This window comes from Vibrio sp. 1167, from assembly GCF_033340375.1.
In the GTDB taxonomy this organism is placed as follows: domain Bacteria; phylum Pseudomonadota; class Gammaproteobacteria; order Enterobacterales; family Vibrionaceae; genus Vibrio; species Vibrio alginolyticus.
The window spans coordinates 461,947-484,990 of sequence record NZ_JAWOWK010000004.1 but is presented as its reverse complement, the minus strand read 5'-3'; the positions used below and the strand labels follow the sequence as shown (position 1 = coordinate 484,990).

Annotated in this window: 19 protein-coding genes and 4 tRNA genes; 22 read left to right on the top strand and 1 reads right to left on the bottom strand. The window is 45.6% G+C overall.

Annotated features, from left to right (window positions below; translation table 11 throughout):
- Window positions 1–28: 28 nt before the first annotated feature.
- The 12 genes from relA (at window position 29) to rpoS (ending at window position 12,766) form a co-directional block, all read left to right on the top strand.
- Window positions 29–2,248: a GTP diphosphokinase gene (gene relA, locus R7Z78_RS11595; protein WP_104975587.1), complete on the top strand. Its 2,220-nt coding sequence runs from the start codon at window positions 29–31 to the stop codon at window positions 2,246–2,248.
- Window positions 2,249–2,464: 216 nt separating this feature from the next.
- A complete protein-coding gene (gene mazG, locus R7Z78_RS11590) occupies window positions 2,465–3,268 on the top strand; it encodes a nucleoside triphosphate pyrophosphohydrolase (protein WP_005383780.1) in 804 nt (267 codons plus the stop codon).
- 205 nt (window positions 3,269–3,473) lie between these two features.
- The gene (locus tag R7Z78_RS11585; RefSeq protein ID WP_021034029.1) at window positions 3,474–5,114 is read left to right on the top strand and encodes a CTP synthase; all 1,641 of its coding nucleotides are present in this window, start codon (window positions 3,474–3,476) and stop codon (window positions 5,112–5,114) included.
- 78 nt (window positions 5,115–5,192) lie between these two features.
- Window positions 5,193–6,494, top strand: a complete 1,302-nt coding sequence (gene eno / locus R7Z78_RS11580) for a phosphopyruvate hydratase (RefSeq protein ID WP_005380909.1) — start codon at window positions 5,193–5,195, stop codon at window positions 6,492–6,494.
- Window positions 6,495–6,789: 295 nt separating this feature from the next.
- Window positions 6,790–7,071, top strand: coding sequence for a cell division protein FtsB (ftsB, locus tag R7Z78_RS11575; protein ID WP_005380907.1), 282 nt, complete (start codon window positions 6,790–6,792; stop codon window positions 7,069–7,071).
- 1 nt (window position 7,072) lies between these two features.
- Window positions 7,073–7,780, top strand: coding sequence for a 2-C-methyl-D-erythritol 4-phosphate cytidylyltransferase (gene ispD, locus R7Z78_RS11570; RefSeq protein WP_017633548.1), 708 nt, complete (start codon window positions 7,073–7,075; stop codon window positions 7,778–7,780).
- A gap of 14 nt (window positions 7,781–7,794) precedes the next feature.
- Window positions 7,795–8,271 (top strand): 2-C-methyl-D-erythritol 2,4-cyclodiphosphate synthase, encoded by a 477-nt coding sequence (gene ispF / locus R7Z78_RS11565; RefSeq protein WP_005380896.1) that lies wholly within the window; start codon window positions 7,795–7,797, stop codon window positions 8,269–8,271.
- A 45-nt stretch (window positions 8,272–8,316) separates the two neighbouring features.
- Window positions 8,317–9,360: a tRNA pseudouridine(13) synthase TruD gene (gene truD / locus R7Z78_RS11560; protein ID WP_104975586.1), complete on the top strand. Its 1,044-nt coding sequence runs from the start codon at window positions 8,317–8,319 to the stop codon at window positions 9,358–9,360.
- Complete coding sequence (gene surE / locus R7Z78_RS11555) at window positions 9,360–10,136, top strand: 5'/3'-nucleotidase SurE (RefSeq protein WP_005380894.1); 777 nt, start codon at window positions 9,360–9,362, stop codon at window positions 10,134–10,136. The genes truD and surE overlap by 1 nt, the downstream gene beginning before the upstream one ends.
- Window positions 10,136–10,762 carry a protein-L-isoaspartate(D-aspartate) O-methyltransferase gene (locus R7Z78_RS11550; RefSeq protein WP_005380892.1) on the top strand — a complete coding sequence of 209 codons (627 nt, stop codon included), beginning with the start codon at window positions 10,136–10,138 and terminating at the stop codon, window positions 10,760–10,762. The genes surE and R7Z78_RS11550 overlap by 1 nt, the downstream gene beginning before the upstream one ends.
- A 13-nt stretch (window positions 10,763–10,775) precedes the next feature.
- Window positions 10,776–11,699 (top strand): peptidoglycan DD-metalloendopeptidase family protein, encoded by a 924-nt coding sequence (locus R7Z78_RS11545; protein WP_005380889.1) that lies wholly within the window; start codon window positions 10,776–10,778, stop codon window positions 11,697–11,699.
- Between the two features lie 80 nt (window positions 11,700–11,779).
- Window positions 11,780–12,766 (top strand): RNA polymerase sigma factor RpoS, encoded by a 987-nt coding sequence (rpoS, locus tag R7Z78_RS11540; protein ID WP_005380887.1) that lies wholly within the window; start codon window positions 11,780–11,782, stop codon window positions 12,764–12,766.
- An 82-nt stretch (window positions 12,767–12,848) separates the two neighbouring features.
- On the opposite strand, the gene mutS is transcribed toward rpoS, so the two are convergent.
- The gene (gene mutS, locus R7Z78_RS11535; RefSeq protein ID WP_104975585.1) at window positions 12,849–15,410 is read right to left on the bottom strand and encodes a DNA mismatch repair protein MutS; all 2,562 of its coding nucleotides are present in this window, start codon (window positions 15,408–15,410) and stop codon (window positions 12,849–12,851) included.
- 84 nt (window positions 15,411–15,494) lie between these two features.
- Between mutS and pncC the strand changes: the two genes are divergently transcribed.
- The 10 genes from pncC (at window position 15,495) to R7Z78_RS11485 (ending at window position 23,044) form a co-directional block, all read left to right on the top strand.
- Complete coding sequence (pncC, locus tag R7Z78_RS11530) at window positions 15,495–15,977, top strand: nicotinamide-nucleotide amidase (RefSeq protein ID WP_005383794.1); 483 nt, start codon at window positions 15,495–15,497, stop codon at window positions 15,975–15,977.
- Window positions 15,978–16,177: 200 nt separating this feature from the next.
- A complete protein-coding gene (gene recA, locus R7Z78_RS11525) occupies window positions 16,178–17,221 on the top strand; it encodes a recombinase RecA (protein ID WP_005380874.1) in 1,044 nt (347 codons plus the stop codon).
- 127 nt (window positions 17,222–17,348) lie between these two features.
- The gene (recX, locus tag R7Z78_RS11520) at window positions 17,349–17,816 is read left to right on the top strand and encodes a recombination regulator RecX (RefSeq protein WP_005383799.1); all 468 of its coding nucleotides are present in this window, start codon (window positions 17,349–17,351) and stop codon (window positions 17,814–17,816) included.
- Between the two features lie 142 nt (window positions 17,817–17,958).
- Window positions 17,959–20,541 carry an alanine--tRNA ligase gene (alaS, locus tag R7Z78_RS11515; RefSeq protein WP_104975584.1) on the top strand — a complete coding sequence of 861 codons (2,583 nt, stop codon included), beginning with the start codon at window positions 17,959–17,961 and terminating at the stop codon, window positions 20,539–20,541.
- 212 nt (window positions 20,542–20,753) lie between these two features.
- A complete protein-coding gene (locus tag R7Z78_RS11510) occupies window positions 20,754–21,941 on the top strand; it encodes an aspartate kinase (RefSeq protein WP_104975583.1) in 1,188 nt (395 codons plus the stop codon).
- A 92-nt stretch (window positions 21,942–22,033) separates the two neighbouring features.
- A complete protein-coding gene (csrA, locus tag R7Z78_RS11505) occupies window positions 22,034–22,231 on the top strand; it encodes a carbon storage regulator CsrA (RefSeq protein WP_004415691.1) in 198 nt (65 codons plus the stop codon).
- A gap of 334 nt (window positions 22,232–22,565) precedes the next feature.
- A tRNA-Ser gene (locus R7Z78_RS11500) sits at window positions 22,566–22,657 on the top strand.
- A 31-nt stretch (window positions 22,658–22,688) separates the two neighbouring features.
- A tRNA-Arg gene (locus tag R7Z78_RS11495) sits at window positions 22,689–22,765 on the top strand.
- 29 nt (window positions 22,766–22,794) lie between these two features.
- A tRNA-Ser gene (locus tag R7Z78_RS11490) sits at window positions 22,795–22,886 on the top strand.
- A gap of 85 nt (window positions 22,887–22,971) precedes the next feature.
- Window positions 22,972–23,044 (top strand) — tRNA-Arg (locus R7Z78_RS11485).

The following is a 23,044-nucleotide window of genomic DNA, read 5'->3' as shown; positions in this document are numbered from 1 at the left end:
ACACGAATATAATAATTAGGATGATGAGATGGTTGCGGTAAGAAGCGCGCATTTAAACCAAGATGAACAGTTTGAACTCGAAAACTGGGTGGCTAGCCTAGGACAAGAGAAAAACACAGCCTCACGCTTAATCGAAGTATATCGAGATTGCCAGACAGTATTAGCTGATAACGAGCAAGCGGAACTGTTGTTGTGGCGTGGACGAGAAATGATCGAAATTTTGATCACCTTGTCTATGGATCAAGCCACTTTAGTGGCTGCTCAACTGTTTCCTTTGGTTTCAAGTGGTGCTTTTAACAGAGAAATTCTGGAAGAGAAATACAGCAAAGAAATCATAAAATTAATCGACGGCGTTGAAGAAATGGCTGCTATTGGCCAACTCAACGTCAACATGGAAGGCTGTGCAGCGTCATCTCAGGTAGATAACGTACGCCGCATGCTGCTTGCCATGGTGGATGACTTCCGCTGCGTAGTTATCAAGCTCGCGGAACGAATTTGTAACCTTATTGAAGTTAAAAAAGCGCCAGATGAAGTTCGACGTGCGGCGGCAAAAGAGTGTGCCAACATCTATGCGCCGCTAGCAAACCGATTGGGCATCGGTCAGCTGAAATGGGAAATTGAAGATTACGCTTTCCGCTACCAACAACCGGAAACTTACAAACAAATTGCCAAACAGCTTTCTGAGCGACGCATCGTTCGTGAACAGTACATCAAAGACTTTGTTGAAGACCTCACGCACGAAATGGAAGTGTCGGGCATCAATGCCGAAGTGAGTGGTCGACCTAAGCACATCTACAGCATTTGGCGAAAAATGCAGAAAAAGAGTTTGGCCTTTGATGAGCTGTTTGATGTGCGAGCAGTGCGTATCATCGCGGACAAACTGCAAGATTGTTACGCAGCTTTAGGCGTAGTTCACACCAAATACAAGCACCTACCGAGCGAGTTTGATGACTACGTTGCTAACCCTAAACCAAACGGTTATCAATCGATCCATACAGTAATTCTAGGGCCAGAAGGCAAAACCATCGAGATCCAGATTCGTACCAAGCAAATGCATGAAGAGTCGGAGCTGGGGGTTGCAGCGCACTGGAAATATAAAGAAGGGGCAAGCAGCCGAAGCGGTTATGATGAGAAGATCACGTGGCTGCGTAAGCTATTGGATTGGCAAGAAGAAATGTCTGACTCTGGCGAAATGCTCGATGAGCTGCGTAGCCAAGTCTTTGATGACCGTGTTTATGCCTTTACACCACGTGGTGATGTTGTCGATTTGCCAATGGGGGCAACGCCGCTAGATTTTGCCTATCACATTCACTCCGAAGTGGGACACCGTTGTATCGGTGCCAAAGTCGGAGGTCGTATTGTGCCGTTCACGCATAAATTACATATGGGTGACCAAGTCGAGATTATCACTCAGAAAGAACCTAACCCATCACGTGACTGGTTAAACCCATCATTAGGCTTCGTTCATTCTGGTCGTGCGCGTGCCAAAATTAACGCCTGGTTCCGAAAACAAAGCCGTGAGAAGAACCTTGAAGCAGGTCGTGAAATCCTTGAGCATGAGTTAGCCAAAATTGGCGCAACGTTAAAAGATGCAGAGCATTACGCCCTCAAGCGGTTTAACGTCAAAACACCAGATGAATTGTATGTTGGTGTAGGTAGCGGTGATTTGCGCATCAACCAAATCATTAACCATATTAACGCGTTAGTTAACAAGCCAACGGCAGAGGAAGAAGACCAGCAAGCACTGGAAAAACTGCAAGAAGCTGAGCATAAATCACCCGCGCAAAGCCGACCGAAAAAAGACGCAGTTGTAGTAGAAGGCGTCGATAACCTAATGACACATCTAGCACGTTGCTGTCAGCCAATTCCAGGTGACGATATCTCTGGTTACATAACGCAAGGTCGTGGGATTTCAGTACACCGTAGTGACTGTGAACAGCTAGAAGAACTGCGCCATCATGCGCCAGAGCGCATCATCGATACAGTCTGGGGCAGCGGCTTTGTGGGGTCATACATCCTCACCGTGCGTGTTGAAGCGATGGAGCGAGGTGGTCTACTCAAAGACATTACGACACTGTTCGCCAACGAAAAGATCAAAGTGACCAGTATGAAGAACCGAGTCGACTACAGACGTCAACTTGCCATCATGGACTTTGACCTAGAAGTCACCAATATTGAGGTGCTTTCGCGGGTTTCGAAACGTGTGGAACAGATCAAGGATGTCATGACGGTGAAACGCCTCGGCTAAAACTCTCGTCATAGTTATCGTTGTTGACTGCACGCACTCCGGAGTGCCGGCCCAGGCTCATCACATAGGCGAGCTATGCTCAGGAGTCGCGAAAACTTGTTGCCTTGTCAAAGTAACAATTACTTAGTGAAAGCTGCTGAGAAAATATAATGTAGAAGGTGAGTGGTTTTGGCTGCTCACCTTTTTCTTTAATAGAAAGGTTTAAAGGAACAAAAAATGAGTCATCCAATTGAACAGTTAGAACAAATCATGGCGAAGCTGCGTGACCCAGAAAACGGTTGCCCTTGGGACTTAAAACAAACCTTTGACACCATCGTTCCGCATACAATAGAAGAAACCTACGAAGTGGTGGACGCGATTCAAAATCGAGATTGGCCCAATCTAAAAGAAGAGCTAGGGGATTTGTTGTTTCAGGTGATTTTTTACAGTCAGCTAGCGAAAGAGCAAGAGCTGTTTGACTTTTCGGATGTCGTCGAAACCGTGAACGAAAAACTGACTCGTCGCCACCCGCATGTTTTTTCAGATGTTGAGTTTGAATCTGACGAGGAAATTAACGCGAACTGGGAAGCGGAAAAAGCAAAAGAAAAAGCCCTAGTAGGCAAAGCGGAAGAAAGTATCCTAGACTCAATACCAAACTCTTTACCGGCACTTTCTCGTGCTACAAAAATTCAGAAAAAATGTGCAAAATTTGGGTTTGATTGGGATTCACTTGGCCCGGTTGTCGATAAAGTACGAGAAGAAATTGACGAAGTCATGGAAGAGGCACTGCAAGTTCAGCCCGATGAAGAGAAAGTTGAGTTGGAGCTCGGTGATTTGCTATTTGCGACTGTCAATTTGGCTCGCCACCTTGATAAAAACCCAGAAGTCGCGCTAGGAAAAGCAAACGTAAAGTTTGCGCGACGTTTTAAACAAGTTGAAGGCAAGGTCCAGCAGTCAGGCAAAGTACTTACAGATTGTTCTTTATCAGAACTTGACCATTTTTGGGATGAAGTAAAACAAGAAGAATCGAGGCAGAGGTAAACTGGCAGAATACATAATATAAGGTCAGCTTGTTTGGTTACACGAAAACGGACTTTGGTTTGTCTTTGCTCACTTTGATTTGAAGCAAAAAATAAAAAATTACGGTGTGATAGATTTCACGTTGTGGCGGTAAGGAGCTTCTGGTATATTTATCTCCCGTCCAGAAGCACTCCATTTCCCTCATTCAACCAATTTCAGGTTAAACATGACGACAAATTACATTTTTGTTACTGGCGGGGTTGTATCCTCTCTAGGTAAAGGTATTGCAGCAGCATCTCTTGCGGCTATTCTAGAAGCTCGTGGTCTTAAAGTGACTATGATGAAGCTTGACCCTTACATCAACGTTGACCCGGGCACAATGAGCCCTACTCAGCACGGTGAAGTGTTCGTTACAGAAGATGGCGCAGAGACTGACCTTGACCTTGGTCACTACGAGCGTTTCATCCGTACCAAGATGACCAAGCGTAACAACTTCACTGCAGGTCGTGTTTATGCCGACGTACTTCGTAAAGAACGTCGTGGTGACTACCTAGGCGCAACTATTCAAGTTATCCCTCATATCACTAACGCAATCAAAGATCGCGTTATTGCAGGTTCTGAAGGCCATGATGTGGCTATCGTTGAAGTTGGCGGTACTGTTGGTGATATCGAATCACTACCATTTATGGAAGCGATTCGTCAGCTAGCTGTTGAGCTAGGCCGTGAGCGCGCAATGTTCATGCACCTAACACTTGTTCCTTACCTAGCGGCAGCGGGCGAAGTGAAAACTAAGCCGACGCAACACTCTGTAAAAGAACTTCTATCTATCGGTATTCAGCCAGACATCCTAGTTTGCCGTAGCGATCGCGTTATTCCTGCGAATGAGCGTAAAAAAATCGCACTGTTCTGTAATGTTCCAGAAAAAGCAGTAATTTCAATGAAGGATGTAGACTCTATCTACAAGATCCCTCAGTTGATTAAATCTCAAGGGCTAGATGACCTTGTGTGTGCTCGCTTTGGTATTACTGCTCCTGAAGCAGACCTTTCTGAATGGGAACAGGTTATCTACGAAGAAGCAAATCCTACTGGTGAAGTAACCATCGGTATGGTTGGTAAATACATTGAATTACCAGATGCATACAAATCTGTGAACGAAGCGCTTAAACACGCTGGCTTGAAAAACCGCCTAAGCGTCACAATTAAGTATGTAGACTCACAAGATATCGAAACAAAAGGCGTTGAACTTCTAGAAGGTTTGGACGCAATCCTAGTACCAGGTGGCTTCGGCGATCGTGGTATTGAAGGCAAGATCCGTGCGGCTCAATATGCACGTGAAAATAACGTGCCTTACCTGGGTATTTGTTTGGGTATGCAAGTTGCACTAATCGAATACGCGCGTAACGTTGCGGGTATGGAAGGTGCACATTCAACAGAATTTAACAAAGAGACTAAGTACCCTGTGGTAGGTTTGATCACAGAGTGGGTAGACGAATCAGGTAGCGTAGAAGAGCGTACTGAAAAGTCTGACCTAGGCGGTACGATGCGTCTTGGTTCACAGCTGTGTCACCTAGAGAAAGGGACTAAAGCTCGTGAACTGTACGGTAGCGCGACGATCCATGAACGTCACCGTCACCGTTACGAAGTGAATAACGTGCTTCGTCCGCAAATCGAAAAAGCAGGCCTAAAAGTATCAGGTCTATCTGCGGACAAGAAGTTAGTGGAAATGATTGAGAACCCAGCTCACCCATGGTTTGTAGCGGCTCAGTTCCACCCAGAATTCACCTCGACTCCTCGCGATGGACATCCATTGTTTGCAGGTTTTGTTAAGGCTGCGGGCCAAAACGCACGCGGCGAATTCGAGAAGTAAAAGGATACGGGCGGCGGCGAAGGTTGTGCTGCTGCCCTTTAAGATTGACATTTATATTTGAAACGAGAGGAAACATTAATGTCTAAGATCGTTAAAGTTCTAGGTCGTGAAATCATCGACTCACGTGGTAACCCAACTGTAGAAGCTGAAGTACACCTAGAAGGCGGTTTCGTAGGTATGGCGGCAGCTCCATCTGGCGCATCTACTGGTTCTCGCGAAGCTCTTGAGCTACGTGACGGTGACAAAGCACGTTTCCTAGGTAAAGGTGTTCTTAAAGCAGTTGAAGCTGTAAACGGCCCAATCGCTGAAGCTCTAGTTGGCAAAGACGCTAAAGACCAAGCTGCAATCGACGCAGTAATGATCGAACTAGACGGCACTGAAAACAAATCTAAATTCGGTGCTAACGCTATCCTAGCTGTTTCTCTAGCAAACGCTAAAGCTGCTGCTGCTGCGAAAGGCATGCCTCTATACGAGCACATCGCTGAGCTAAACGGCACTGCAGGTCAGTTCTCTATGCCTCTACCAATGATGAACATCATCAACGGTGGTGAGCACGCAGACAACAACGTTGACATCCAAGAGTTCATGATCCAACCAGTTGGCGCTAAGACTCTTAAAGAAGGTCTACGTATCGGTGCAGAAGTGTTCCACAACCTAGCTAAAGTTCTTAAGTCTAAAGGCTACAGCACTGCAGTTGGTGATGAAGGTGGTTTCGCTCCTAACCTTAAATCTAACGCTGAAGCTCTAGAAGTTATCGCAGAAGCTGTTGCAGCTGCTGGTTACGAACTAGGTAAAGACGTTACTCTAGCTATGGACTGTGCTGCATCTGAGTTCTTCGACAAAGAAGCTGGCATCTACAACATGAAAGGCGAAGGTAAAACTTTCACTTCTGAAGAGTTCAACCACTACCTAGCTGAGCTAGCTAACCAATTCCCAATCGTTTCTATCGAAGACGGTCTAGACGAGTCTGACTGGGATGGCTTCAAGCACCAAACAGAACTACTAGGTGACAAGCTTCAACTAGTAGGTGACGATCTATTCGTTACTAACACTAAGATCCTTGCTGAAGGTATCGAGAAAGGCGTAGCTAACTCTATCCTTATCAAGTTCAACCAAATCGGTTCTCTAACTGAGACTCTAGCTGCAATCAAGATGGCTAAAGACGCAGGTTACACAGCAGTAATCTCTCACCGTTCTGGCGAAACTGAAGATGCAACTATCGCTGACCTAGCGGTAGGTACAGCAGCAGGTCAAATCAAAACTGGTTCTATGAGCCGTTCTGACCGTGTTGCTAAGTACAACCAGCTAATCCGTATCGAGGAAGCACTAGGTGATCGCGCTCCTTTCAACGGTCTTAAAGAAGTTAAAGGTCAAGCTTAATTCTTAATTGAATTAACCGCTTAACTTAAAGCTTTTGAAACACCCTGCTTTGGCGGGGTGTTTTTGTATTTGACATATGAGAACAGGCTTTGCTTTTTGATGTCTTTCGCTTACGTTCATTTGTGATTCCATAGAACGAGGAAGGAGAGAGTAGAGAAGTCTCTTTGTTTCATTTTGCTGCTTATTTCTTGTAAGGAGCGTGTGAGTCTCCCTTTCTCCCCTAGAGGCAACCTCGCATTTATGCTATATATGTCACCTTATCTAATTCCTTCCGGTACAGAATGTTAGCAGCGATATGCGAATCTTTGTTATAGCCCTTACGCTACTGTTTGGCTTGCTTCAATACACTCTATGGTTTGGTAAAAACGGAGTGTCTGACTACTACACAGTAAAAGATGAAATTGAAGTTCAGCAACAAGTGAACAGCAAGCTACAAGCTCGCAACAATGAAATGTTCGCTGAGATTGATGACTTAAGGCAAGGTCTTGATGCGATTGAAGAACGTGCGCGTCATGAGCTCGGTTTAGTTAAAGATGGCGAGACTTTTTACCGCATTATAGGTGAGGAAAACCATTAAAATGTTGGATATGAACTCATCGCATATCGCAATTGTGCCAGCTGCTGGTGTAGGGAGCAGAATGAAGGCAGATCGCCCTAAGCAATATTTATTGATCGAAGGTAAAGCGGTACTGGAACATACCGTAGAGAAACTGCTTTCTCACCCAAATATTTCTAAGGTTGTCGTTGCCGTTACTGACGGCGACCCATATTACCCAGAATTGTCCATTGCTAAGCACCCAGATGTGATTCGTGTAGCTGGTGGTAAAGAAAGAGCAGACTCTGTGTTATCAGGGCTAAACTATGTCAATGAGCATCTGGAAAGCGAGTGGGTATTAGTCCACGACGCTGCGAGGCCATGTGTATTAACATCCGACATTGACCGTTTGATTGATGTTTGCTGCGCCCACTCAACGGGTGGCATTCTCGCATCTCCTGTGAGAGATACAATGAAGCGAGCAAACGCAGTACAAGATATCGATCATACGGTAGATAGAGAAGCATTGTGGCATGCACTTACTCCACAAATGTTTAAAACTCAGCAGCTTACTCAAGCACTGGCTGACGCATTAGAACAGGGTGTAACCATTACCGATGAAGCCTCGGCTTTGGAATGGTTAGGCGAGAAGCCAGCCTTAGTTCAAGGGAATGCGAACAATATAAAAATCACTCAGCCAGAAGATCTTGCGTTAGCCGAGTTTTATCTAAGCCGTGAGCGCGGCGAATAAAGAAAGGATAGAAAATGATTCGAATTGGTCATGGTTTCGATGTACATAAATTCGGTGGTGAAGGCCCAGTCATTATTGGTGGTGTAGCAATCCCTTATGAGCAAGGTTTGATTGCACACTCAGACGGCGATGTAGCGTTGCATGCGTTAACGGATGCTCTGCTGGGCGCGATTGCTGCCGGCGATATTGGTCGTCATTTCCCAGATACGGATGATAAATGGAAAGGCGCAAACAGTCGTGAATTACTGAAAGACGTTTACCGTCGAGTCAAAGAGCAAGGCTACCGTCTTGGCAATGCTGATGTAACCATCATGGCACAAGCGCCTAAAATGGCACCACACATTGACGCAATGTGTGCGGCAATTGCCGAAGACCTAGAAACCGACATTAGTAACATCAACGTAAAAGCGACGACGACAGAACGTCTCGGTTTTACTGGACGCAAAGAAGGCATTGCAACGGAAGCCGTTGTACTTCTGTTTAAGCAATAACTAGCAATTTGCTCCCCTAAGCTGTGATATCAGCGGAAACACATCATGTCAGACATTTTATCTTCATTGGCTTACCTAACGGGTAAGCCAGTTGCATCGGCAAAAATTAAAGCGCAGCCAGAGCATTTTCAGGTTCGCGAAGATTTAGGTTTTGCCTTTACGGGCGAAGGCGAGCACTTAATGGTTCGTATCCGTAAAAAGGGCGAGAACACCAGCTTCGTTGCTAACGAGTTAGCAAAAGCCTGTGGTGTTAAGTCGAAAGACGTTAGCTGGGCGGGTCTTAAAGACCGTCATGCGGTGACGGAACAGTGGTTAAGTGTCCATTTACCAAAAGGTGAAACGCCAGATTTTTCAGCGTTTTTGTCTCAATACCCAAGTATCGAAATCCTTGCAACAGATCGTCACAATAAAAAACTGCGTCCTGGTGACCTAGTAGGGAACGAGTTCGTGGTTACTTTGTCTGAAGTGACAGATATAGCGGATGTAGAGCAACGTCTTGAAAAAGTGAAACAAGTTGGCGTGCCAAACTACTTTGGTAGTCAGCGTTTTGGTAACGATGGTAACAACCTTGAAGAAGCACGTCGATGGGGACGCGAAAACGTTCGTACCCGCAATCAAAACAAGCGCAGCATGTATTTATCAGCGGCTCGTTCGTGGATTTTCAACCGCATCGTTTCAGCTCGTCTAGAGAATGGTGTGTTTGATAAGTTCATTGATGGTGACATTGCACAGACGAATTCTGGCACTCAGTTGATTGATGCAAACAACATCACTGATTTGCAAGTACAATTTGCACAAGGTGAAGTGGCAATTACCGCTGCGCTTGCTGGCGATAATGCACTGCCTACTCAAGCCGAGGCTCTGGCATTAGAGCAACCGTTTTTAGACGAAGAGCCTGACCTCATGGCGCTGATTCGTGGTAATCGCATGTGCCACGATCGTCGCGATATTGCGCTGAAGCCAAAAGATTTAGCTTGGACGGTTGAAGGTAACAACATTACGCTGACTTTCTCACTGGATGCGGGATCTTTTGCGACCTCTATTGTTCGTGAGTTAGTTAATGAGGTTGAAGTAGAAAGAGAATACTAATGGAACAGGATTCACGAAACCCGAAGCCCTTAAGGGTCTTAATCAGCAATGATGATGGTGTTCATGCTCAAGGGATTCATGCCCTCGCTGATGAGTTGAGAGATATCGCTGAAGTGACCATTGTCGCACCTGATCGAAATCGTTCAGGTGCTTCGAATTCACTCACATTAGAACAACCATTACGCGTGACTGAAATTGCCCCAAATATCTACTCAGTGCAAGGCACGCCCACGGATTGTGTGCATTTCGCGCTGAATGAGCTAATGAAAGATGATTTGCCTGATCTTGTTCTGTCAGGAATCAACCATGGCGCTAATTTGGGTGATGATGTTCTTTATTCTGGAACAGTAGCAGCCGCCATGGAAGGTCATTTCCTTGGCGTTCAGTCGGTGGCTTTTTCTCTAGTGGGTAAGCGACATTTCGAATCCGCCGCTAAAATTGCACGTCAAATTGTACAACAGCATTTAGCGTCGCCGATTCCAACGAATCGTCTACTGAACGTAAACGTGCCTGACTTACCATCAGAGAATTTAGGTGAAATTGAAGTTACGCGTTTAGGTGCACGTCATCACGCAGAGAATATGATCAAGCAGAAAGATCCGAGAGGCCATGACATTTATTGGTTAGGCCCACCAGGAAAGGAGCAAGATGCAGGAGAGGGCACGGACTTTTATGCAATTGAGCATGGCCGAGTTTCAATGACGCCTCTGCAAGTTGATCTCACCGCTCACGAGTCGCTGCGTGCTATGGATAGTTGGTTAAAGGAAGAGAAGTAATGAGTAACCCACATGCTGACAGGTTGATAGCGTTTCTTATCTCCAGTGGCATCAAAGACCAAAGAGTTCTGGATGCTATCCAACGCTTGCCACGAGAAAGCTTTGTTTCTCAAGCGATGATGCACCAAGCCTATGATAACAATGCGTTACCAATTGGTCAGGGACAAACTATTTCTCAGCCTTATATCGTTGCGCGTATGACCGAGTTGCTTGAGCTAGAGCCGGCGAGTCGTGTTCTGGAAATCGGAACGGGATCGGGTTATCAAACCGCGGTACTGGCGCAAATTGTTGATCATGTATACTCCGTTGAGCGAATTAAATCGTTGCAATGGGAAGCAAAGCGTCGCCTGAAGCAATTGGATATTTACAATGTTTCAACTAAGCATGCTGATGGGTGGCAGGGCTGGGAAGCGAGAGGTCCTTTCGATGCTATTATTGTTACCGCTGCCGCTGAAGTGATTCCCCAAGCTCTTCTCTCACAATTAAGAGATGGCGGCAAAATGGTCATTCCTGTTGGAGATACGGAGCAACAGTTATTAAAAATAGAGCGTAAGGGAGACGAATATCTCTCTACCGTTGTAGAAATGGTTCGGTTCGTACCTCTGGTTGCGGGTGATTTAGCTTAAGGGTTGGGGATAGGTGAATAAGTTACTACGTCATATTGGTATTAGCTTTGTGTTTGCTGCAGGACTAGTTGGTTGTGCAGCGCATTCCCCTGCACCTGTCTCTAGCCTAAAAAAAGACTATTCAAGCCTTGAAAGAGGGAGTTACAGAGGGAGTTATTATGAGGTAAAAAAAGGCGATACGCTTTACTTCATAGCTTATGTCACAGATAAAGATGTAAATGATCTTGTTCGTTACAATGAGTTAACTCAGCCTTACACTATCTACCCAGGACAGAGGCTAAAACTTTGGGCTCCGAAATATGTCGCCCCTAAATATGGTCAAAAAGTTGAACCCGTTGTGGCTCCTGTTGTTACGCCCCCCCCAGCTCCAGTGACGAAAACATCAACAGCCTCTAAACCTAAACCTTCGAGTAAAAACTCTAGTCAAAAACCTACAGAGACTAAGCCTAAAGTCGTACAAAAACAGCCTCCAAAGAAGGTTGAACAATCGAAAACAAAGGAGTATGTTGGTTCAAAAGATAACCAAAAAGTGAAGCAAAAAGCGCCAACTACCACAGCAAAGAGTGATAAAGTCTCAAAGTGGTTGTGGCCAACAAAAGGGAGAGTAATCAAGAACTTTTCGGCGGGAGAACAGGGAAATAAAGGTATCGACATCGCAGGACAGCGTGGTCAACCTATCGTTTCAACCGCAGCCGGCACAGTCGTTTATTCAGGCAATGCGCTACGAGGTTATGGCAACTTAATCATAGTAAAGCATAACGACAATTATTTAAGCGCATACGCACATAATGACAAACTGCTGGTCACAGAAGGACAAAGCGTAAAAAGCGGACAAAAAATCGCTACCATGGGTAGTTCAGGTGCAAAGTCGGTCAAACTACACTTTGAAATTCGCTATCAAGGTAAATCAGTGAATCCAAAACGCTATTTGCCCTAAAACTTTGAAAAACAACTTGCGACATCATTTAGCGACATATTGAGTTGTCATGTCTTGCTAACTCGCCAGGGGGAGGCGTTATGAGTATCAGCAACACAGTAACCAAAGTTGAAGAGTTTGCATTTGATAATGCGTCAGTGAAGACCATTGATAACGAACTCGAAAGATCATCATCCACAGAAAGCAAAGCGACTGCGCGTGAAGAATTTGACGCGAGCAGTAAAAGCTTAGATGCAACTCAGTTGTATTTGGGCGAAATTGGCTTCTCACCTTTACTTACTGCCGAAGAAGAAGTGCTTTACGCAAGACGCGCCCTACGTGGCGACGAAGCGGCACGCAAACGTATGATCGAAAGTAACCTACGTTTGGTTGTTAAGATTTCTCGTCGATACAGTAACCGTGGTCTAGCACTACTCGATCTGATTGAAGAAGGTAACCTCGGCTTGATCCGAGCGGTCGAAAAATTCGACCCAGAACGTGGTTTCCGTTTCTCTACTTACGCAACATGGTGGATCCGACAAACGATAGAGCGAGCGTTGATGAACCAAACTCGCACGATCCGTCTACCTATCCACGTAGTGAAAGAGCTGAACATTTATCTGCGTACTGCGCGTGAACTTTCTCAAAAGCTCGATCACGAACCGACCGCAGAAGAAATTGCTGCTCAATTAGATATTCCAGTCGAAGACGTAAGCAAAATGTTACGCCTTAATGAGCGTATTAGCTCTGTCGACACGCCAATCGGTGGTGACGGTGAGAAAGCGCTGCTGGATATTATTCCTGATGCAAACAACTCTGATCCAGAAGTTTCGACTCAAGATGACGACATCAAATCATCGTTGATTCATTGGTTAGAAGAGTTGAATCCGAAACAGAAAGAAGTGCTTGCACGTCGCTTCGGCCTACTAGGCTACGAGCCTTCGACGCTGGAAGAAGTTGGTCGAGAGATTGGTCTGACACGTGAGCGAGTACGTCAAATACAAGTGGAAGGTTTACGTCGTCTTCGTGAAGTCCTAATCAAACAAGGTTTGAATATGGAAAACTTATTTAACGTAGAAGACGATTAAATAATCCGTATTTCACTAGATACGCAAAAGGCTATGGTTCCCCATAGCCTTTTTTCTTTTTTGCTCGTTGGTGTGAGTCTGTTTACAGCATCTTCTTCAAGCGATACAGCTCTTCAAGAGCTTGGCGTGGCGTTAAGTCGTCAGGATCAATACCTGACAGAGCTTGTTCGACCTCGCTAGGCTCTGGAATCAGGCTCAACTGGTTAGCCACATCTACTGCACTTGGACGCGGTGTGTCACTGTTTTGCCCCAGTTGCTCTAGCTGAGATAGCTTGTTACGCGCATTTTTGATGACCGTTTTTGGTACGCCAGCTAAGCCCGCAACAGCCAAGCCGTAAGACTTACTTGCCGCACCTTCTTGAACTGCGTGCATAAAGGCAATGCTGTCTCCATGCTCTACGGCATCCAAGTGAACGTTCGCTAAGTTTGGCAGTTGGTTCGGTAACTCTGTTAATTCGAAGTAGTGAGTTGCAAATAGGGTCATCGCACCAATTTGTGTTGCGAGCCATTCCGCACTTGCCCAAGCTAAAGACAGACCGTCGTAAGTACTAGTACCGCGTCCGATTTCATCCATTAGCACCAAACTGTTCTTAGTTGCGTTGTGAAGAATATTGGCTGTTTCGGTCATTTCTACCATGAAGGTCGAGCGGCCAGATGCAAGATCATCTGATGCACCAATACGAGTAAATATACGATCTAAAGAACCAATCTGTGCGGATTCTGCCGGTACATAAGAGCCGATATGTGCCATCAATGCAATCAGCGCAGCTTGACGCATGTAGGTTGATTTACCACCCATGTTTGGACCGGTGATGATCAACATCTTACGGGCTGGGTTAAGCTCAATTGGGTTCGCGATGAACGGCTCTGTTGTTACTTGTTCTACGACTGGATGACGGCCAGCTTGAATGTGAATTCCTGCGTCTTTCACAAGCGTTGGGCGGCAGTAATCTAACGAATCTGCACGCTCTGCAAGGTTTTGTAATACATCTAGTTGAGACAGAGCAGAAGCTAGGTTTTGCAGCTTCTCAAGGTTTGGCATCAATAGATCAAACAGTTCTTCCCACAACTGTTTCTCAAGTGCTAACGCTTTAGATTTCGAGTTAAGTACTTTGTCTTCGTGTTCCTTAAGCTCTGGGATGATGTAGCGTTCAGCGTTTTTGAGTGTTTGGCGACGTACATAATGCGGTGGAACCAAATGGCTCTGGCCACGGCTCACTTGGATAAAGAAGCCATGAACGTTGTTATAGCCTACTTTAAGCGTATCGATACCGTGTCGTTCACGCTCATCTCGCTCAAGCTGCTCAAGATATTCTGTTGCACCGTCTGCCAATTTTCGCCATTCATCGAGCTCCGCATTGTAGCCTTCAGCGATGACGCCACCATCACGAATAACAACCGGCGGATTTTCTTTAATCGCGCGCTCTAACAGGTCACATACTTCGTCAATAGGAGCTGCATACTTCGCCAATTTTGTTAGGTACGGATGGGTCAAAGAAGCGGTGACAGATTCTAGCTCTGGTAGCTGCTGCATGGCATTGCGAAGTCTAGCCATATCGCGAGGGCGAGCAGAGCGTAATGCAAGGCGCGCTAAGATACGTTCAATATCACCAATTTGCTTTAACGTTGGTTGAAGATCGGCAAACAGAGCTTGTTCTTTAATCTCACCAATCGCATCAAGACGATTGTTTAACGTTTCAATGCAACGCATAGGCTGATGCAACCAACGCTTCAGCATTCGGCTGCCCATCGGAGTTGCACAATGGTCGAGTACTGCAGCGAGCGTGTTATCGGTTCCGCCTGCTAGATTTTGAGTAATTTCCAGATTACGTCGGGTAGCAGCATCAAGGATGACGGATTGATCCTGATGATCAAACGTTAAAGAGCGAATATGAGGTAAAGCCGTACGTTGAGTATCTTTTACGTACTGGATCAAACAACCAGCAGCACATAACCCTAAGGACGCATGTTCTACACCAAAACCAACCAGATCTTTTGTGCCAAATTGTTGATTGAGTTGTTGCTTAGCCGTATCAAGCTCAAACTCCCAGACTGGGCGACGACGGTTACCATTGCGGCTCGCCATTAAATGTACAGGTTCAAAATCTTCTGGGAACAGTAGCTCACGTGGTGAGGTACGTTGAAGCTCAGCTGTCATCGCTTCTTCACTTTCTGGTTCTGTCAGTTGGAAGCGACCAGAGGTGACATCCAGCGTCGCATAACCGAACTTATCGTTGTGATGGTAAATTGCTGCGATTAAGTTATCGACACGCTCAGAAAGCAGCGCTTCATCCGTCACAGTACCTGGTGTCACGATACGCACAACTTTACGTTCTACCGGGCCCTTGCTGGTGGCCGGATCGCCAATCTGTTCACAGATCGCCACAGACTCACCAAGCTGAACAAGTTTTGCCAGGTAGCCCTCTACGGCGTGAAATGGCACACCCGCCATTGGGATAGGTTCACCTGCAGACGCACCACGTTTGGTCAATGAAATATCAAGAAGCTGAGAAGCTCGCTTGGCATCATCGTAAAAGAGTTCGTAGAAATCGCCCATGCGGTAGAACAGCAAAATCTCTGGGTTCTCAGCTTTTAGCTTGAGGTATTGCTGCATCATCGGAGTGTGTTTTTGTTCAGCTTTCACAGGTAAGTTCTTTTGTTTATTTCCGTAGCGGCTTAGGATACGTGAATCCCTATCAAGTAAAAAGAGACAAAGGGCATTTTGGCTATGGAAAAAACAACAAAATTGAGTGCCGATTTAGGCGCATTATTGGCTAAACACGGGCATGTTTTAACAACCGCAGAATCATGCACAGGTGGTGGTGTTGCAACCGCCATTACTGACATTGCTGGTAGTTCAGCTTGGCTTGACCGTGCGTTCGTCACCTACAGTAATGAAGCGAAAATGGAGATGCTTGGTGTGCAAGCTTCAACGTTAGAAGCGCATGGTGCAGTGAGTGAGCCAGTTGTGATTGAAATGGTGCAGGGTGCAATTAAAAACTCCAATGCCACCATCGGTGTGTCCATCAGTGGTATTGCAGGGCCGGGTGGTGGCAGTGAAGAGAAACCAGTCGGTATGGTCTGCTTTGCTTTTGCTGATAACCAAAGTTGGCAGCAAGTCGAAACCATGCATTTCTCTGGTGACCGTGCAGAAGTTCGCAAAAAAGCGGTCGAGCATGCGCTGACTCAATTGTATCAACATCTACTCTAGAATTTCTTAAATTGTTTTAGCCCAGCATTGATAAGGGCTAGAGCAAATCATGACTTTAGGTCAGCCAAATTTTTTTCATACAGGTATGGACACTGTATGAATCAACAGTATAATAACTTTCATTGCTGAGCAGTTCTTCTGCTTAAGAAAAATGAATTACTATTCGTCGCCCAAAGAAGATGAATAAATCGGAGAAAGTAATGGACGAGAACAAACAGAAAGCGCTCGCCGCTGCGCTAGGTCAAATTGAAAAGCAATTCGGTAAAGGCTCTATCATGCGCCTTGGTGATAACCGCGCAATGGACGTAGAAACCATCTCAACTGGTTCTCTTTCTCTTGATATCGCTTTGGGTGCTGGTGGTCTACCAATGGGTCGTATCGTAGAAATCTACGGCCCAGAATCTTCAGGTAAAACAACATTAACGCTTGAGCTTATTGCTGCTGCGCAACGTGAAGGCAAAACGTGTGCGTTTATCGATGCAGAGCACGCTCTAGATCCTGTATACGCGAAGAAACTTGGCGTTGATATCGATGCATTGCTAGTTTCTCAGCCAGACACAGGTGAGCAAGCGCTAGAGATCTGTGACGCACTTGCACGTTCTGGTGCTATCGATGTTATGGTTGTCGACTCTGTCGCAGCACTAACACCGAAAGCAGAAATCGAAGGCGAAATGGGCGATAGCCACATGGGTCTGCAAGCACGTATGCTTTCTCAAGCAATGCGTAAGCTAACGGGTAACCTAAAGCAGTCTAACTGTATGTGTATCTTCATCAACCAAATCCGTATGAAGATTGGTGTGATGTTTGGTAACCCAGAAACAACAACAGGTGGTAACGCACTTAAGTTCTACGCTTCTGTTCGTCTAGATATCCGTCGTACTGGCGCAATCAAAGAAGGTGACGAAGTCGTAGGTAACGAAACGCGCATCAAAGTTGTTAAGAATAAGATTGCAGCACCATTTAAAGAAGCAAACACACAAATCATGTACGGCCAAGGCTTTAACCGCGAAGGTGAACTTGTCGATCTAGGTGTGAAGCACAAGTTAGTTGAAAAAGCCGGTGCTTGGTATAGCTACAATGGCGATAAGATTGGTCAAGGTAAAGCGAATGCATGTAACTACCTGCGTGAGCACCCTGAAGTGGCTAAAACTATCGATACAAAACTGCGTGAAATGTTGCTAGCGCCAGCACTTGCGGAAGCGCCTGAAGCTGGTGAAGCGCCAGAGCAAGCTGAAGAGTTTTAATCTCTCATAGATTAATAAATGACAAAGCCCTGCAATGCGGGGCTTTGTTGTATCTATTGAAATCAAAAATCGAATTATCACAAAGGCCATTGAGAGCCTGTACAGCAAAAATACTTTTAGGATCATCATGTACCAAAAACGCCAGGCGCCAACATTATCGAGCAAAGAGGCTGCTATACAATTGCTTAGCCGTCGCGATCATGGTCAGTATGAGCTTTACCAAAAATTATCGATGAAGGGCTATGAAGAATCAGACATCGACATCGCAATTAATTTTTGCCTAGACCATAACTATTTAGATGATTTACGTTACGCGAAGAGTCAAATTAGACAGCATGTATACAAAGGACATGGAGAGCGTCGAATTCGTCAAGAGTTAAACCAGAAGCGTGTTGCGGAATCGGTGATTGAGCAAGCTATGGCTGAAGAGCCGCAAGATTGGTTTGAACTGGCTAAACAGGCGGCAGAAAAGAAATTCAAAGGTATTAAAGCCAAAGACCAAAAAGAGTACGCAAAACAAGTTCGTTTTCTGCAGTATCGCGGCTACAGTTTTGACCAAATCAGCTACGCGCTGAACTTTGAGGACGAAGATTAACGGTCAGTCGTCCGCACTGATTTTTGTTTTGCTTCAAATTTTTTCTCCTACTCCCTCTTTTCCTCAAGAAAACTAGTCTCAGCTGTTTGCATGATCTACAATACGGCAAAATTCTAACTCGACTATTTTCAGGAAGAGCTGCATGTACATGAGCACTGATGAGGTTCGTAACGCGTTCCTCAAGTTCTTTGAGAGCAAAGGACACCAAATCGTAGAAAGTTCATCGTTAGTTCCACATAACGACCCAACCCTGCTGTTCACAAACGCAGGTATGAACCAATTTAAAGATTGTTTCTTAGGCTTAGAAAAACGAGCCTACACTCGAGCGACTACGGCTCAGCGTTGCGTACGTGCTGGTGGTAAACATAACGACCTAGAAAATGTTGGCTTTACTGCTCGTCACCACACATTCTTTGAAATGTTAGGCAACTTCAGCTTTGGCGACTACTTCAAAGAAGATGCGATCTCCTTTGCTTGGGAATTCCTAACCGAAGTTCTTAAACTGCCAGCGGATCGTTTATTGGTAACTGTTTACGAAACCGATGACGAAGCGTTTGACATCTGGAACAAGAAAGTTGGCGTGCCCGCTGATCGTATTGTTCGCATTGGTGATAAAGAAGGCGGCAAGCCGTACGAGTCTGATAACTTCTGGCAAATGGGCGACACTGGCCCCTGTGGTCCATGTACTGAAATCTTCTACGATCACGGTGAGCACATCTGGGGTGGCCGTCCTGGCACGCCTGAAGAAGATGGTGACCGTTTCATCGAGATCTGGAACAACGTATTCATGCAGTTCAATCGTCACGCAGACGGCACTATGGAACCGCTACCCAAACCATCGGTAGATACTGGTATGGGTATCGAGCGTATCTCTGCAATCATGCAGGGCGTTCACTCAAACTACGAAATTGATGTATTCCAAGCTCTTATCAAAGCAGCAGCAGAAGTGATCGGTTACGAAGACCTATCAAACCAATCACTACGCGTTATCGCTGACCACATCCGTTCATGTTCATTCCTGATCGTGGATGGCGTTATGCCTTCAAACGAAGGTCGTGGTTACGTATTACGCCGTATCATCCGTCGCGCAGTTCGTCACGGTAACAAGCTGGGCGCACAAGGTGCATTCTTCCACAAGTTGGTTGGCGTACTGGCAGACATCATGGGTACGGCTGGTGAAGAGCTGAAGCGTCAACAAGCTGTGGTTGAAAAAGTACTGCGTATCGAAGAAGAAAACTTTGGTCGTACACTTGAGCGCGGTATGGCGATTCTAAACGAAGCATTAGATAACCTAGACGGTAAAGTACTGGACGGCGAAACCGTATTTAAACTTTACGACACTTACGGCTTCCCAGCTGACTTAACTAACGACGTTGCACGTGAGCGTGAGTTCGCAATCGACGAAGAAGGTTTTGAGAAAGCGATGGAAGAGCAGCGTCAACGTGCGCGTGAAGCGGGTAACTTTGGTACTGACTACAACGCAGCAATCAAAGTTGATACGCAAACAGAATTCTGTGGTTACACAGGTACTAAAGGCTCTAGTTCTGTAGCAGCGATGTTCGTTGAAGGCAACGAAGTAGATTCGCTATCTGCGGGCGACAAAGCAATCATCGTACTTGGTGAAACACCATTCTACGCAGAGTCAGGCGGTCAGTGTGGTGACGCTGGTGAAATCCGTACTGAGTCTGGTGTATTCCGCGTTGAGGACACTCAAAAACTAGTTAACGCAATCGCGCACCACGGTGTAATGGCAGAAGGCGTTCTAGCGAAAGGTGATGAAGTAGCAACTATCGTTGACGCAGAGCGTCGCGCAGCTATCTCTCTAAACCACTCAGCAACGCACTTGCTACACGCAGCACTACGCCAGGTTTTAGGTGAGCACGTAACGCAGAAAGGCTCATTGGTGAAGGCAGACAACCTACGTTTCGACTTCTCGCATCTAGAAGCCGTAACCGCAGCAGAGTTGAAAGAAGTTGAGCGCCTAGTTAACGCGCAAATTCGTCGCAACCACACGATTGAAACCAACGTGATGGACATTGAGTCTGCTAAGAGGAAAGGCGCAATGGCTCTATTCGGCGAGAAGTACGACGACGAAGTACGCGTACTATCTATGGGCGACTTCTCGACAGAGCTTTGCGGTGGTATTCACGCATCAAGCACAGGTGATATTGGCCTATTCAAAATCACTTCAGAAAGCGGCATTGCTGCAGGTATTCGACGTATTGAGGCGGTAACAGGCGAGGCTGCATTAGACGCGATTGAAGCTCAAAACGCGAAGTACGAAGAGAAACTGGCAGAATCTGCACAGAAAGCAAAAGCGCTAGAGAAAGAAGTGCAGAAGCTAAAAGATAAGATGGCGGCAGCAGAAAGCGCTAACATCATGGGCAAAGCGGTTGAAGTCAATGGTACAAAAGTTCTAGTCGCAGCTCTTGAAGGCGCTGACAGCAAGAACCTACGTACTATGGTTGATGACATCAAGAACCAAATGGGGTCTGGTGTCGTACTGCTTGCTAACGTAACAGGTGACAAGGTTGGCCTGATTGCTGGTGTGACTAAAGATCTAACTGGTAAAGTAAAAGCTGGTGATCTAGTTAAGATGATTGCTGAGCAAGTCGGTGGTAAGGGCGGTGGTCGTCCTGACATGGCTCAAGCTGGTGGTACTGATGTAGCCGCACTACCAGAGGCAATTAAAACAGTTCAGCCTTGGTTAGAAGAGCGCTTATAAGCTTTTAACTACTAAAATTACGCTCAATCAAGTTTCTTTGATTGAGCGTAATTTTTTTTAGCAGCCAAGTGGTTTAATTGACCAAAAGTTAACCGAGTCATTTAGGCTATTTGGTTTTTGTTGTAACTACTGCTTATATAATTTTTCTAAAAGGAAATACTGACGATGTAAGCAGTTCTAAAGAGACTTCGGTCTTGGGAAGGTGAAGACTGGTGAAAAAGCCCCTTATCGTGCAAAAGTTTGGCGGAACCTCCGTGGGTTCAATTGAAAGAATCCACCAAGTTGCTGAACACATCATTAAGGCGAAAAATGATGGCAATCAAGTTGTTGTTGTCGTGTCTGCAATGTCAGGCGAAACAAACAGACTGATGGACCTCGCTAAACAGATAGATAGCGTGCCTACAGCTCGAGAACTTGATGTTTTGCTCTCTGCTGGTGAGCAAGTGTCAATGGCACTGTTAGCAATGACACTCAATAAATTGGGTCATGCTGCACGCTCGCTTACCGGAGCACAGGCGAATATTGTGACGGATAATCAACACAATGACGCAACGATTAAACACATTGATACTAAGACAATTCTGGGATTGCTTGAGCAAGACCAAATCGTGATTGTTGCAGGCTTTCAAGGTGTGAATGAGAACGGGGATATCACCACATTAGGTCGAGGTGGCTCAGATACGAGCGCAGTGGCACTGGCAGGCGCATTGCGCGCTGATGAGTGTCAAATCTTTACCGACGTTGATGGTATTTATACTTGTGACCCACGTGTAGTGAAAAACGCGCGAAAATTGGCGGTTATCGATTTTCCTTCCATGGAAGCGATGGCAAGCCGAGGCGCGAAAGTATTACATTTACCTTCAGTGCAATTTGCATGGAAGAATAATGTGCCACTGCGCGTGCTTTCGACATTTGATGTTAATGAAGGCAGTCTGGTAAAGGGGGAGTTAGGCAATCAAGCCGTCTCTGGTATAGCCATTCAACGTGACCTTGCCATAATCGAAGTCGATAAAGAACATTTATCTAGTGCTACAAAACAATGTCAGATGTTGGGTATCGACATTTGGAATGTGATCGAGGAAACAGAACGGGCAGGTATCATGATAAAACAAGATGCATGTGCCAAGTTCGATCTGGTGTTCAGCGACAAAATCCGTAATAGTGAAGTGGTAAGCCTGTTGACCGCAGTGGGGCTTGAGGCCAATGGAATGGTAGAGCACGCATGCGATTTGTTGGCAACGCGAGATATTGAGATCAATTTCAGCGCAACGAATGCACTCACTATGATGCTAGTTTTAGCACCCGAATGTGTGGATACAGCAGCAAACATTCTGCATGATGCTTACATTACGTCTAGTGAAGCATTAAACATTCAACAAAAACATGCCTTTTTAGGCTGATTTTCGCTAACAAGGTAGTTTACGAAAATATAACTTTTGTTGGATAATAGCTTTGTAGCAAGAAAATTTAGAGATTACTCAAGGAGCAAAGAATGCTAATTTTGACTCGCCGCGTAGGCGAAACACTGATGATTGGTGATGAAGTGACTGTAACTGTACTAGGTGTTAAAGGTAACCAAGTGCGTATCGGCGTTAACGCTCCGAAAGAGGTTTCAGTTCACCGTGAAGAAATCTACATGCGCATTCAAGCTGAAAAAGGCAATGGCAACGTTGCTTCAGGTAACTACTAAGTCGCTCCTGTTTACAGAGCTTAGTTTGAATGAAAAAGGCTAACCGAAGGGTTGGCCTTTTTAGTTTTTACTGTTTTTGAAAATTTGCAGAAACTATTGTGTTGAGTATGGCTGTGAATTCATCAATAATGTTGATTCGAACTTCAGAAAGTTATTTGAAAATAAATGTCTTTTTTTCAGAGAAGACTCTCTTTTTTTCATCATAATAGAGTGATAAAGTTCGTTTAATAGTCACTTTGATTAAATCAGCAACGGTTAAGCCAGTTTCGTAGATTTTTTCAAAGAAAGTGTTTGACATATTTTCGGTAAAACGTAATATGTGCCTCCGCAAGACGGTGAGGTGGCCGAGAGGCTGAAGGCGCTCCCCTGCTAAGGGAGTATACGGTTTATCCCGTATCGAGGGTTCGAATCCCTCCTTCACCGCCATTCTTGCAACGTTGATTTATCAACAAAAAGTGCGTCCTTAGCTCAGCTGGATAGAGTACCTGGCTACGAACCAGGCGGTCGGAGGTTCGAATCCTCCAGGACGCGCCATATCTCTTTTGAGATATAACAATGAAAACGGTGAGGTGGCCGAGAGGCTGAAGGCGCTCCCCTGCTAAGGGAGTATACGGTTTATCCCGTATCGAGGGTTCGAATCCCTCCTTCACCGCCATTCATTGACTGGCCCGATGGCCTTTTTTTTGTTTCGTAAGAAATGAATGTGATTTACTTCACAACTTCTTAGCAAGAAGATCTGCGCGTCCTTAGCTCAGCTGGATAGAGTACCTGGCTACGAACCAGGCGGTCGGAGGTTCGAATCCTCCAGGACGC

Coding starts and splice junctions, on each gene's coding strand:
- relA (WP_104975587.1), top strand. CDS start 29: ATGGTTGCGGTAAGAAGCGCGCATTTAAACCAAGATGAACAGTTTGAA.
- mazG (WP_005383780.1), top strand. CDS start 2,465: ATGAGTCATCCAATTGAACAGTTAGAACAAATCATGGCGAAGCTGCGT.
- R7Z78_RS11585 (WP_021034029.1), top strand. CDS start 3,474: ATGACGACAAATTACATTTTTGTTACTGGCGGGGTTGTATCCTCTCTA.
- eno (WP_005380909.1), top strand. CDS start 5,193: ATGTCTAAGATCGTTAAAGTTCTAGGTCGTGAAATCATCGACTCACGT.
- ftsB (WP_005380907.1), top strand. CDS start 6,790: ATGCGAATCTTTGTTATAGCCCTTACGCTACTGTTTGGCTTGCTTCAA.
- ispD (WP_017633548.1), top strand. CDS start 7,073: ATGTTGGATATGAACTCATCGCATATCGCAATTGTGCCAGCTGCTGGT.
- ispF (WP_005380896.1), top strand. CDS start 7,795: ATGATTCGAATTGGTCATGGTTTCGATGTACATAAATTCGGTGGTGAA.
- truD (WP_104975586.1), top strand. CDS start 8,317: ATGTCAGACATTTTATCTTCATTGGCTTACCTAACGGGTAAGCCAGTT.
- surE (WP_005380894.1), top strand. CDS start 9,360: ATGGAACAGGATTCACGAAACCCGAAGCCCTTAAGGGTCTTAATCAGC.
- R7Z78_RS11550 (WP_005380892.1), top strand. CDS start 10,136: ATGAGTAACCCACATGCTGACAGGTTGATAGCGTTTCTTATCTCCAGT.
- rpoS (WP_005380887.1), top strand. CDS start 11,780: ATGAGTATCAGCAACACAGTAACCAAAGTTGAAGAGTTTGCATTTGAT.
- pncC (WP_005383794.1), top strand. CDS start 15,495: ATGGAAAAAACAACAAAATTGAGTGCCGATTTAGGCGCATTATTGGCT.
- recA (WP_005380874.1), top strand. CDS start 16,178: ATGGACGAGAACAAACAGAAAGCGCTCGCCGCTGCGCTAGGTCAAATT.
- recX (WP_005383799.1), top strand. CDS start 17,349: ATGTACCAAAAACGCCAGGCGCCAACATTATCGAGCAAAGAGGCTGCT.
- alaS (WP_104975584.1), top strand. CDS start 17,959: ATGTACATGAGCACTGATGAGGTTCGTAACGCGTTCCTCAAGTTCTTT.
- csrA (WP_004415691.1), top strand. CDS start 22,034: ATGCTAATTTTGACTCGCCGCGTAGGCGAAACACTGATGATTGGTGAT.